The organism is Sediminitomix flava (assembly GCF_003149185.1).
In the GTDB taxonomy this organism is placed as follows: Bacteria; Bacteroidota; Bacteroidia; order Cytophagales; family Flammeovirgaceae; genus Sediminitomix; species Sediminitomix flava.
The window spans coordinates 47740-59691 of record NZ_QGDO01000004.1 but is presented as its reverse complement, the minus strand read 5'-3'; the positions used below and the strand labels follow the sequence as shown (position 1 = coordinate 59691).

Here is an 11952-nt window from a genome sequence, read left to right as displayed (position 1 = left end):
CATTTTTTGATGATAATAATCCTATTTTCTGAAAGCTAAAGAAAGTGAAGGAATTAAAACAATTAGCCGTTATTTTTGTAATACAAGGACGAAAAAAGAAAGTGATATGGCAGAAGATTTAATTTTACCAAAGACTCAAGATAAAACAGAGATATATGAAGCGATTCTTCCTCAAATCAAAGGATTAATCACTTATGAAACAGATTTGACTGCAAACTTGGCTAATGTAGCAGCAGTTTTGAAAGAAGCTTTTGATTTCTTTTGGGTAGGTTTTTATCTAACTAAAGAAAATCAGTTGGTACTAGGGCCATTTCAAGGGCCTGTAGCTTGTACAAGAATTCCTTTTACAAAAGGAGTTTGTGGAGCTGCTTATACACAACGAAAAACCTTGGTTGTAGACGATGTTGAGAGTTTTCCTGGACATATAGCTTGTAGTTCGCTTTCAAAATCTGAAGTTGTAGTACCTATCTTTAAGGGTGAAGAGGTTGTTGCTGTTCTAGATGTAGACAGCAAAGAACTGTCAGATTTTAATGAAGTAGATGAGAAATTCCTTACTGAAATAGGAAGGCTTGTAGGAGAGAAGTTCTAATAAGAAAAATGCTTTAGGTAAAAGAAGAAACCTAAAGCATTTTTAATTTACTTTTTATTTACGCCTAAGGCTAAAAATAACCAACCCAAAATAAAACCAACACCACCAATAGGAGTGATAGCTCCTAGCCATCTGATATTAGTTATAGAAAGTGTAAAAAGACTTCCTGAGAAAATTATAATACCAACTGTAAATAGTATAGAAGCTCTTTTGAACCAAGCATTTTCTTTTTCTTTCATCAATAAGCCTGTAATAAATAGGGCAATGGTATGATAAAAGAAGTACTTTGTTCCAACTTCAAAAGTCTCTACACGTCCGTTGGCTACTAAGGTACTTTCCAGCCCATGAGCACCAAAAGCACCGATACTAACGGCTAAAGCACCAAGTATACTTGCTAAGAATAAAGTTTGTTGTTTATTCATAGTTGATTTTAGTTTTAAAAGTTTATAACCCGAAAGTAATAAAAATCTCTTTATCACTTTATTTTAAAAGTAGGTGACTATACAGTAAGTTTGTATTTTAGACCGACAGAAAATTGAAATGGCGTTTGGTATGTGGAAACAGCTTCTTACTTTAATCATTCTTTTACAGACTCAATTATTAGTAGCACAGCAAAGCAAGCTGCATGCAGTCTATTCATTAGAAGATGATTGGAAAGTTTATTCTCATAAATGGGAAGGCTTGATTCCTTTTACGCCAAAACGTCACCAAGGGCAAAAACAGTTTTTTCTCAATATTTCTTCATCATTTCATTCCGAAGACTATATCGAAATTAAAGTACCAAAGAAAACAGATGTATTTATCGGTGATGTTTTATTATTTACCACTATAGATTCAACTGAAACTTGGAGAAGACGAATTGGTGATTTAAGAATAGAAAAAAACGATGATGTCCTTTTAGTAGTGAATAGTGCACTATTTCAGGCAAAACCACCTTTAGCACAGGTATTATCAACAAGATTGACAGACGATGCCTTTAGGGTCGAAACTCAAGAAAATGTTTTGTTAAAAACAAGACCAGACGATACTCAACGACAGGAGATTTTGTTGATATGTATTAGTTTGTTTATTGTTTTAACTTTCCTATTTAGGCGAGTAGGTTTAAGGTTTGATACACAGTCATTTTCTCATTTTTTTGATCTGATCACGTTCCGTAGGATGAAACAACATAGTTACAGTGGAGTAGCTATTTCTTTGTTCTTCTTAGGGTATATTATTATGAGTACATTGGTACTTGTGACAATAAGTGATGAAGGAAATAACTCGGGCGTTTTATGGGTGGATCAGTTGTTTTGGGAGCCAAATCTATGGATCAAGACAATTGGTTTCTTCTTGTTTACGACTGCTATCGAGTTAGCCCGTTTGGCTTTAATGTGGACTTTATCAAAAATAACAGGAAATAAACAGTTACAAGTAATACATCTTTTAGAGTACGTTGAACTCACTAAGGTATTTATGAGTATTGTATTGATGTGTTTCGCGTTTATACTGTTTAATCCTTTCCCAGGTTCTCGTGAATTTTTAGAGCTATTGGTGGTAATCAGTCTCTTATTAAAAGCATTTTTTATAACTTTTTCAGTTTATAGACAGCTACCACTTCAAAAGAACTATTTATTTTCGTACTTTTGTGGTGCAGAATTTTTACCTACACTATTGATTGTAAAAATATTTATTCAATTCTGATCGGTTTTTCTAATATTAATAATTAAAGCATGGCAAACGTAACAGCGAAAGACAGTGGAAGAGAAAAACCCAAAATGGTCAAAAGTATCTTAGTTTCACAACCAGAACCAGCCAATCAAGACTCACCATATCATAAATTGGCTCAGAAGTACGATCTGAAAGTGGATTTTAGACCTTTTATTGAGGTACAAGGAGTCTCAGTAAAAGAGTTCCGTCAACAAAAGATCGATATTTTAGCACACACAGCTGTGATTTTTACAAGTCGAAATTCAATTGACCATTTTTTCAGAATTTGCAAGGAGCTCAAGATCGAAATGCCTGCTGATATGAAGTATTTCTGTATCTCAGAGCAGACCGCAAATTATCTTCAAAAGTACATTGTAATTCGTAAGAGAAAGATTTTTACAGGTACAAAAACCGCTAAGGATCTTTTGGAAGTAATCAAAAAGCACAAGAAAGAGAAGTTCTTGTTCCCATGTTCTGATATCCGCAAAGATGATATCCCTACATTTATGGAGGAACAAAACTGTACTTTCAGCGAAGCAGTAATTTATAGAACAGTAGCGAGTGATTTGTCAGATCTTCGCGATATCTATTACGATATTATTGCGTTCTTCAGTCCTTCTGGTATTAAATCTTTATTCCAGAACTTCCCTGATTTTGCTCAAAATGAAACAAGAATAGCAGCTTTCGGCCCAACAACCGCAAGTGCAGTAAGAGAGCATGGCTTAGAGTTAGATATTGAAGCTCCTATGCCAAATGCGCCTTCAATGACTGGTGCTATTGAATTATATGTAAAAGAGGTGAATGGATTGGATTAATTCCAGGTCAAAAAAACACTGAAAAGGCTATTGAGATACTTATCTCAATAGCCTTTTTTTATTTTATTCGAATTGTGCAATTATCACTTTACTTTTTATGACTAGCTCTAATAGTTTTTTTATAACTTATTTATGTTTTCCATCATGGAATTAAGATAAGGTGTTGCAACTATTTTGATGAAAGCTTTTGCTGAAAATAGTACAAAATTTAGCCTTTAACCCATAACCCAGACCCAATTAACTCCTTAACATAACATCATGAAAAGAAATCTTTTCTGTTTGCTCTTGCTATTAACTTCTGTCGGGAGTGTTTCCGCTCAACAACAACCACAGTTTAGTCAGTATATGTTTAATCAGTTTTATCTGAATCCTGCATTAGCAGGGAATGTATCTAAATGGATGGAAGCAAGCTTGATTCACCGAACCCAGTGGGCAAATTACCAAGGAAGTTTTGATGAAGGAGGAGCCCCAGAAACACAAGTCTTTACTTTATCACTCCCTTTTTCAAGAAATAATTTCGGTATAGGACTAAATCTTCTTAATGATAAATTAGGAGGACAAACAAATCAAGAAATAGGTCTTTCAGCAGCTTATTATATTCCTATAAAGAATGGCAAGCTATCTTTTGGTATGCGTTTATCAGCTGTTAATTATCAGATTGACTATGATGTATTGCGATTTGTAGATCCCAATGATCCTTTAGCACAAAATACTGGAGTAGATGGGGTGGTTACTTATGATTTAGGAGCAGGGTTGTATTATCAAACCCCTTTGTGGTTTGCGGGAGTTGGGGCAACACATTTACAGCAGACTGATCTTGAATCTGAAGGTATAGGGTTATCTTCTTTGAGCTTACATTATAATGTAATAGCAGGTTTGAATTTTAATTTGGGGAAAAATATTGAGCTTCAACCTTCAGTATTGGTAAAGAGTGACCTCAATGCCTATTCTTTTGAATTGAGTACGATAGCTACTTATAATGAAAAGATATATGGAGGATTATCCTTGAGGGAAGATGAAGCAATGGCTTTAATTGCTGGGATGTATTTCATGGACCATAACCGATTAAGAGTAGGGTATGCTTATGATTATACATTGAAACAAGTGAATGCTAAACAAAGGTCTTCCCATGAGATCATGTTATCATTTAGATTATTTGCACCGTATGAGCAAGAACCATCAATAATCCGCACACCAAGATTTAGACATTAACAGCCTTTTTTCGTACTTTGCACAAGTTATAAAGTGTGTTTACGAATATTTTTATAAAAACTTAACGTCTTTACTTCATTTAGGATCGAATTTTGTAATTCGTGAACTACAATTTATAACAGGGTAGTAAGCATGAATACGAGACCTTAGAATAAAACTTAGGAAAATTTTCTACTTGTTTGAGATTTGGATTCATTTTTGTTTACACTTTTTTCTGTATGGGTTTAAAAGCCCTTTTATGTTTTTGTAAAAATTTTCAAGTAGTCATATACGAATTGAAAATCGTAGATTCCGTGCGAAAATCTAAAATTATGAATAGCTCATTTGTCTTTACGAGATTTATTATCGCTGTAATGGCTAGCTCCATCTTGCTTCAGGGCTGTGGAGCCTTTGGTTCTGAACAAGGCGATGGTGGAGAACTGACTGGTGTATTGGATAGGCCAGAGTGGGATTCACAAACTATTCCTTATGGAATGACAGTAGTACCTCCTGGTACTTTTCATATGGGACAAGCAGATGAAGATATTACATCTTCTAAAATCAATATGAATAAGCAGATCACTATTAGTGGCTTCTTCATGGATGAAACTGAAGTTACAAATAATGAGTACCGTCAGTTTATCGTGAAAATGCTTGAGGCAGCAGATACTAGTGCTGATTGGGATGCCGATAGAATTGAGAATGAACTTAAGCCAGATACTACAGTTTGGCAGAAGGACTTCGCTTATCATATGGGTGAACCAATGCAAGAGTATTACTACAGCCATCCTGCATTTGATGATTATCCAGTAGTTGGTGTAAGCCGTAAAGCTGCAGTAGAGTTTACAAACTGGAGAACAGAATATTATAATAATTACCGCATTGAAAATGGTATGTATGAAATGCCTGCATTCAGACTTCCTTCTGAAGCTGAGTGGGAATATGCTGCCAGAGGTGGTCTAGATATGGCTAAGTACCCATGGGGTGGTCCTTATATCAGAAATGGTAAAGGATGTGCTTTAGCTAACTTTAAACCAGGACGTGGTAATTATTATGATGATGGTTTTGCTTATACTGCACCTGTTGCATCATATTTCCCTAATGGATATGGACTTTATGATATGTCAGGAAATGTAGCAGAGTGGTGTGATGACGCATATTCACCTTCAAGTTACCCTGTTGTTTGGGATTTGAACCCTACTTTCAGAGATCCAAACGAATCTAGAAAAGTAGTAAGAGGTGGCTCTTGGAAAGATATCCCTTTCTTTGTTCAAACAGGAACTCGTTCGTATGAGTATGAAACTCAAGCTCGTTCATACATTGGATTCCGTTGTGTAATGATTAGCTTAGGCCGATCATCAGGATACGAATTCCAGTAATATACTATTATTTCATACTAAAGGGAATTATTATTCAGTGGGGAGCTGAATTATATAAACCTAATTCTAATTCTAAAACAAATTATTAAGATTTAAATTCTTACAAAATGGGTAGACATCAAGAAACTGGAAGAGAAAAATTCTTTAGAGTCGTTGCGCCTATCTTGACAAACGTTGGTGCAGGTGTTGTAATCATTGGTGCGATGTTTAAGATCATGCACTATCCTGGTGCGGGAGTTATTCTTCCAATCGGTCTTAGTGTTGAAGCAATTCTATTCTTCTTAGGAGCTGTTGCTCCAATCCCTGCTCCAGAAAAGCATTACAATTGGGAAAATGTATATCCTCAGTTGTTGGCAGGAGAAGGTGAAGCAGTAAAAGCTGTAGCTCCAACGCAATCAAATATGCCAGCTCTTCCTGATGCTGCATTTGAAACTCTAGGTGACAACATCAAAAAGTTGAACACTAGTGTTAAACAAATTCAAGACGTTAGTGCTGCTGCAACAGCATCATCAGAATATACTAAAACTCTTCAGACTGCAACTAAGTCTATGGGTGATTTGAACAAGGCATACTCGACAACTTTGGGTGCTATGAATGAAATGGCTAGCACTGCAAAAGATGCAAAAGAGTATCACGTACAAATCCAAAATATCAATAAGAATCTTAGTGCGTTGAATGCACTTTATGATATTGAGTTAAAAGATACGAACAATCACTTGAAGCAAATGAACAAGTTCTATGGCAACTTAACTACTGCTATGGAAGGTATGTCAGAAGCAAGCAAGGAATCAGAGAAATTCAAGTCAGAAATGACGAAGTTGACTACAAACTTGACGTCATTGAATAGCGTTTATGGCAAAATGCTGTCAGCCATGAAAGGATAATCATCCTTTTCTGAAATTTATAATTGTTCAACCTTAAATTTTAAGACATGGCAGGAGGTGCTAAAGAAACCCCAAGACAGAAGATGATCGGCCTAATGTACCTTGTACTTATGGCCATGCTTGCAATTAACGTTAGTTCTACTGTATTGGAAAAGTTCATGTTCATGCGTGATAGTTTACAAGCAAGTAACGATCAAGCAATCTACAAGAACGCCGAGACAGTATCTATGATTGAAGCTGCAGCTGCTAAATCTACTGAGAAGAAAATCAAAGAGGTATATGCTGATGCTAAATCAATTCAGCAAAAAACAGATGGATTAGTTCAAGACTATATCGATGCTGTTGTTGTTGAGAAGTTGAAAGAGATTGCAGGTTACGATCCTGTAACTCAAGAGATTACTTATTTAGATAAGTATGATGATCAAATGGTTTATACCATTGGTAATGAAGTAAATGGTAAAGGTGAAGCTTACACGATGCAAACTAAATTAAATGAGTATGCATCATTTGTAAAAGGGGTAATTAAAAAGAACCTTGAGGCAGATCCTGAAATTAAGCCAGAGGAAGTAGAAGCTGTTCTTAAGCAGTTTGACGATAAAATTGCAAAAGATGGTGGTGATATTGAAGCATTCAATGACAATGACCATCCTAAAAATATCGAAAACCGTAAAAAGGATTTCGCTCATTTACAATTTGATCATACTCCTAACGTAGCTTGTTTTGCTCTTATTGAGCAATTGAAAGCAGATGTTTATAAGTATGAGAGTCAAGCTCTAGCTTATTTAGCTAAGAAGGCAGATGCTAAAACTGACTTTGATAGAGTTGAGGCAATGGTTATGCCTGAGTCTAGATATGTTGCTGCTGGTACTAAGTATAAAGCAAAAATGTTTATTGCTGCATCTTCTTCTTCGAAAGATCCAGACATGAAGTTTGGTAAATCGAATATCAAAGTTGAGGATGGTAAAGGTTCTGTAGAGTTTGTAGCAAGAGCTTCAGATAAAGACTATGATAAGAACGGTCAAGCTAAAAAATCATGGTCTGGTTCAATCACATATTCTACTCCATTTGGACCTAAAACGATTGATGTTAATACTGAGTATTATGTAGTTAAACCAAGTATTGAAATTCAATCTACAACAGTAAATACATTGTATAGAGGTTGTGCAAATACATTGAATGTAAAAGTACCTGCTCTAGGACAAGCGTACAATCCTACTTTCAAAACTACAAATGCTGAAGCAATCAAAGGTCAAGGTAGTCTAGTAACTATCTACCCAGGTGCTAAGGCTAAAAAAGTTGATCTTTCTGTATATAACGGTAGCGACTATATTGGTAAGCAAAGTTTCACAACTAAAGCAGTACCTAAGCCTACAGTTGTAGTGAAAGATTCAAGAGGAAAAGCTATTGATTTGATGAAAGGTTTGGCGGTGAATGACATGAAAATGTTGATCGTAGAAGCTAAATCTGACGAAGAGTTTAAAAATACATTACCAAAAGAGGCACGTTATCAGGTTGCTGAAGCTGAGGTGATCTTTGTAAAAGGTAATCGTCCAATAGGAAGACAAAAGCTAAAGCTTAATACTAAAAATGGTATGGCTGCTGCTTCTCTTAAAAAATGGTCGATGGATGCAAAGAAAGGAAATACTCGCTTGGTGGTTGAAGTTAAGAAAGTTTACCGTGTAAACTCTAAAGGACAAAAACTACCTGTTAGCGTACCATCGGTTTATCCGGTGCCTATTGCGAATTAAAACGAGTTCTATTATGCGCGAGCTTAGAAAATGTCTTATACTTTTTACTTTCTTGATTGGAGCGTTTAATGCTTCTGCTCAAGAAATTGATGCACACGAAGTGAATCCTTACTCAGTAAGACCTATACGTAGTGCAGATATTATGTTCAAAAGAACAATGTGGCTTAGAATTGATCTAAGAGAAAAAATAAACGAGCCTTATAATGCAAGAGGTAACCGTTTACCTGATTTGATCATTCAAGCAGCTAAAGATGGAATGGTAAGACCATTTATCAACGATTCTCTTCAAACTCGTATGTCTGACCAAGAGTTCAGAAACCGTCTTAAGGAAGAAGACAGTGGTGGAGGCGACGACGAATGGGGAGACTGGGGCGGAGGAGCCGACTCAGAGATTGATCTTCAAAAAATCTTATTAGTAGATGTAAAAGAAGATGTAATCTACGATAAACGTAGAGGTGTTTGGAAAAATGATATTCAAGCAATCTCTCTAACTGTTCCTGCTGAATTCAGTGAAGGTGGTTACGAAAAAGTAATTGCATCTTTCAGTTATAAAGAGCTTGTAGACAACTTATTCAAAGATAACAAGTTTGCAATCTGGTATAACGAAGCGAACTTATCTGAAAACAGAAACTTAGAGGAATCTTTTGATCTAAGACTATTCAATGCTCGTGTATTGAAGTTCACGACTGCAAGAGATGAATTTATCCAAGATATCTATACTGATCCTAAGACAGCCCTTTATAAAGGCTTGGATTACCAAATGGAATTAGTTGAGTATGAGGCTAATCTTTGGTCTAACTAATTCTTAGATTATCTAAGGTAATTTGAAGGCTTTCTCAATTTATTTGAGAAAGCCTTTTTACATTATTTTTTACCTTTTTCTTGTATACAAAAAAAAGCGATCCTCTATTTTAAGTAGTGGATCGCTTTCTATTTGGTCTCGATTAAATACTAGTAGATATACTCTCCATGAGGACTAGTAAGTGTTAACTTTTTAGTCTCAGCAGCTTCAACTCTACCAATAATTTGAGCGTCTATATTGAATGACTTAGAAATTGAGATAATGTCTTCAGCATATTGTTGAGGTACATAAATTTCCATTCTATGCCCCATATTGAAAACTTTATACATTTCTTTCCAATCTGTTTTACTTTCTTCTTGGATAAGCTTGAACAAAGGAGGAATCTCAAATAAGTTATCCTTAATGATGTGCAAGTTATCAACAAAGTGAAGGATCTTAGTTTGAGCACCACCACTACAGTGTACCATTCCGTTGATTACCTTTCTATATTCTTTAAGAATTTTGCTGATTACTGGAGCATAAGTACGCGTAGGAGAAAGAACTAGTTTACCAGCATCTAGAGTGACGTCGGCAATTGTATCTACTAGTTTTTTGTTTCCACTGTATACCAAATCTCTAGGAACGCTTGGGTCAAAACTTTCAGGGTACTTTTCTGCAAGGTAATGAGCAAATACATCATGACGAGCAGAAGTAAGGCCATTACTACCCATTCCTCCGTTGTACTCTGTTTCGTAAGTTGCTTGACCGAATGAAGAAAGACCAATGATCACATCTCCCTCAGAGATATTGGCATTGTCAATTACGTCTTCTCTTTTCATTCGAGCAGTAACTGTACTGTCTACAATGATTGTTCTTACTAAGTCTCCAACATCAGCAGTTTCACCTCCAGTACTGATAATGTTCATTCCATTATCACGAAGCATTTGAAGAACTTCTTCTGTACCATTGATAATCGCAGAAATAACTTCACCAGGAATTAGGTTCTTATTTCTTCCGATTGTAGAAGAAAGTAGAATGTTATCAGTTGCCCCAACACAAAGTAAGTCATCTGTGTTCATGATGATGGCATCTTGCGCAATGCCTTTCCACACTGACATGTCACCAGTCTCTTTCCAATACAAATAGGCTAGAGAAGATTTTGTGCCAGCACCGTCAGCGTGCATGATGTTGCAATATTTTTCGTCTCCTACTAGGAAGTCAGGTACAATTTTACAAAATGCTTTAGGAAATACTCCTTTGTCCAAATTTTGGATAGCGTTATGAATATCTTCCTTAGATGCTGAAACACCTCGCTGTGCGTATCTTTCTTGCATGACTGTTTAAAGAATTAGAAGGTTAGCTTTAAGGCACAAAAATAGAAGACTACCTTTAAAAGTCCTTCTGTTTTTTGAATATTTGTATAATTGTTTAGAATAATTCTGTGAGAGAATATGAAATATCTAGAAAATGGGTCTAAATCAGACCCAAATTCATAAGTAAGAACATATTTTTCGAGGAGAAGCGTTTAGAAATAGATCACTTATGGACATTAATCTGGTTGCAGTTGTTATTTCGTTAATTTTTTCGGCTTTTTTCTCAGCCGTAGAAATTGCATTTGTTTCTTCAAGTCGCCTTTATGTTGCTCTCCAAAAAAAGAAAGAGACCTTAACAGGAACGATTTTATCTAAATTTTATGAAAATAGATCGCACTTTATTTCTACTTGTTTGGTCGGAAATACAGTAGCGCTTGTTATCTATGGTATTTTTAGTGCCGCAATGCTAGAACCACCTATTGAAGCTTATCTTGAAAAGTTTCATCTGTTGGAAAGTACTGTAGATGTCTTAACCCTTCTGATACAAACAATTATATCAACAATCATAGTATTGGCTACAGCGGAATTTATTCCGAAAAGTATTTCATTGAGTAATCCAGAAGGGTTTCTTGCGGTGAGTTCTTTCCCTATGAATATTATTTACACGCTTTGTTTTCCTTTGGTTTGGGTTGTAGAAAAGTTATCGAATGTATTTATCACAAAAGTACTGAAGGTGAAGTATTCGGAAGAACACCCTCCTTTTAAGCTTTCGGATTTGTCTGATTACATTGAGCGTCATATGCTTCAGAAAGACGATCAAAATGAGCAAATGGATGTAGATACCAAAATTCTGAGTAATGCCTTAGAATTCAAGTCTATTCAAGTAAGGGAGTGTATGATTCCTAGAAAAGAGGTGATTGCTTGTGAAAAGAAGGAAACAATTGAGGAATTGAAGCAGGCCTTTATGGAAAGTGGACATTCTAAAATTCCTATTTATGAAGATAGCATTGATAATATCATAGGTTATTGTCATGTATTTCATATGTATAATAAGCCAGAAAAGATTACTGATATCATTACTGAAATCATTACAGTACCAGAAGCAATGCTAGCCAATGAGTTGATGATCAAATTCAACACTCAGAAAAAGAGTATGGCGTTGGTAATTGATGAATTTGGAGGAACTTCAGGAATTGTGACGGTTGAAGATGTGATGGAAGAAATCATCGGAGAGATTGAAGATGAACATGATGAGGAAGAATTACTTTTCCAGAAAATTGATGATAGTAACTTCCTGTTAAGTGCTCGTCATGAAATTGACTACCTGAATGAAAATAATGATTGGAATTTACCTGATGGTGATTATGAAACACTAGGAGGGTATATTTTATCGATTTACCATGATATTCCTAGTATTGGTCAAGCCATCGAAACAGATCGATTCAAGTTTGTTGTAAAGTCAATGGAAGAAGTACGTATAGATGAAATCCATCTGACTTTGAAAGGTAATGAAGAAAAGCAAGGTCAGTAAAGATCTTTCATTTCTGATTTTATTGAAATGAG

At 35.5% G+C, this 11952-nt stretch carries 11 protein-coding genes; 9 read left to right on the top strand and 2 right to left on the bottom strand.

Annotated elements, in window-relative coordinates:
- Positions 1 to 106: 106 nt before the first annotated feature.
- The gene (locus tag BC781_RS15790; RefSeq protein ID WP_109619525.1) at positions 107 to 589 is read left to right on the top strand and encodes a GAF domain-containing protein; all 483 of its coding nucleotides are present in this window, start codon (positions 107 to 109) and stop codon (positions 587 to 589) included.
- 47 nt (positions 590 to 636) lie between these two features.
- Here the strand turns inward: BC781_RS15790 and BC781_RS15785 are convergent, their stop codons facing one another.
- Entirely contained in the window at positions 637 to 1011 is a 375-nt protein-coding gene (locus tag BC781_RS15785) for a DUF423 domain-containing protein (protein ID WP_109619523.1), read from the bottom strand.
- A gap of 130 nt (positions 1012 to 1141) precedes the next feature.
- On the opposite strand from BC781_RS15785, the gene BC781_RS15780 reads away from it, so the two are divergent.
- The 7 genes from BC781_RS15780 (at position 1142) to porN (ending at position 9097) form a co-directional block, all read left to right on the top strand.
- The gene (locus BC781_RS15780; protein WP_158281500.1) at positions 1142 to 2272 is read left to right on the top strand and encodes a DUF4271 domain-containing protein; all 1131 of its coding nucleotides are present in this window, start codon (positions 1142 to 1144) and stop codon (positions 2270 to 2272) included.
- A gap of 29 nt (positions 2273 to 2301) precedes the next feature.
- The gene (locus BC781_RS15775) at positions 2302 to 3093 is read left to right on the top strand and encodes a uroporphyrinogen-III synthase (RefSeq protein ID WP_211323845.1); all 792 of its coding nucleotides are present in this window, start codon (positions 2302 to 2304) and stop codon (positions 3091 to 3093) included.
- Positions 3094 to 3351: 258 nt separating this feature from the next.
- Positions 3352 to 4305 carry a PorP/SprF family type IX secretion system membrane protein gene (locus BC781_RS15770; protein ID WP_109619519.1) on the top strand — a complete coding sequence of 318 codons (954 nt, stop codon included), beginning with the start codon at positions 3352 to 3354 and terminating at the stop codon, positions 4303 to 4305.
- A 311-nt stretch (positions 4306 to 4616) separates the two neighbouring features.
- A complete protein-coding gene (gene porK, locus BC781_RS15765) occupies positions 4617 to 5663 on the top strand; it encodes a T9SS ring complex lipoprotein PorK/GldK (protein ID WP_109620190.1) in 1047 nt (348 codons plus the stop codon).
- A 107-nt stretch (positions 5664 to 5770) separates the two neighbouring features.
- Positions 5771 to 6547, top strand: a complete 777-nt coding sequence (porL, locus tag BC781_RS15760; protein ID WP_109619517.1) for a type IX secretion system motor protein PorL/GldL — start codon at positions 5771 to 5773, stop codon at positions 6545 to 6547.
- Between the two features lie 47 nt (positions 6548 to 6594).
- The gene (gene porM, locus BC781_RS15755) at positions 6595 to 8295 is read left to right on the top strand and encodes a type IX secretion system motor protein PorM/GldM (protein WP_109619515.1); all 1701 of its coding nucleotides are present in this window, start codon (positions 6595 to 6597) and stop codon (positions 8293 to 8295) included.
- A 13-nt stretch (positions 8296 to 8308) separates the two neighbouring features.
- Positions 8309 to 9097, top strand: a complete 789-nt coding sequence (gene porN / locus BC781_RS15750; protein WP_109619513.1) for a type IX secretion system ring subunit PorN/GldN — start codon at positions 8309 to 8311, stop codon at positions 9095 to 9097.
- 149 nt (positions 9098 to 9246) lie between these two features.
- Here the strand turns inward: porN and BC781_RS15745 are convergent, their stop codons facing one another.
- Positions 9247 to 10410, bottom strand: coding sequence for an AIR synthase related protein (locus BC781_RS15745; protein WP_109619511.1), 1164 nt, complete (start codon positions 10408 to 10410; stop codon positions 9247 to 9249).
- A 208-nt stretch (positions 10411 to 10618) separates the two neighbouring features.
- Between BC781_RS15745 and BC781_RS15740 the strand changes: the two genes are divergently transcribed.
- A complete protein-coding gene (locus BC781_RS15740) occupies positions 10619 to 11920 on the top strand; it encodes a hemolysin family protein (protein ID WP_109619508.1) in 1302 nt (433 codons plus the stop codon).
- Positions 11921 to 11952: the final 32 nt, after the last annotated feature.

Coding starts and splice junctions, on each gene's coding strand:
- BC781_RS15790 (WP_109619525.1), top strand. CDS start 107: ATGGCAGAAGATTTAATTTTACCAAAGACTCAAGATAAAACAGAGATA.
- BC781_RS15785 (WP_109619523.1), bottom strand. CDS start 1,011: ATGAATAAACAACAAACTTTATTCTTAGCAAGTATACTTGGTGCTTTA.
- BC781_RS15780 (WP_158281500.1), top strand. CDS start 1,142: ATGTGGAAACAGCTTCTTACTTTAATCATTCTTTTACAGACTCAATTA.
- BC781_RS15775 (WP_211323845.1), top strand. CDS start 2,302: ATGGCAAACGTAACAGCGAAAGACAGTGGAAGAGAAAAACCCAAAATG.
- BC781_RS15770 (WP_109619519.1), top strand. CDS start 3,352: ATGAAAAGAAATCTTTTCTGTTTGCTCTTGCTATTAACTTCTGTCGGG.
- porK (WP_109620190.1), top strand. CDS start 4,617: ATGAATAGCTCATTTGTCTTTACGAGATTTATTATCGCTGTAATGGCT.
- porL (WP_109619517.1), top strand. CDS start 5,771: ATGGGTAGACATCAAGAAACTGGAAGAGAAAAATTCTTTAGAGTCGTT.
- porM (WP_109619515.1), top strand. CDS start 6,595: ATGGCAGGAGGTGCTAAAGAAACCCCAAGACAGAAGATGATCGGCCTA.
- porN (WP_109619513.1), top strand. CDS start 8,309: ATGCGCGAGCTTAGAAAATGTCTTATACTTTTTACTTTCTTGATTGGA.
- BC781_RS15745 (WP_109619511.1), bottom strand. CDS start 10,410: ATGCAAGAAAGATACGCACAGCGAGGTGTTTCAGCATCTAAGGAAGAT.
- BC781_RS15740 (WP_109619508.1), top strand. CDS start 10,619: ATGGACATTAATCTGGTTGCAGTTGTTATTTCGTTAATTTTTTCGGCT.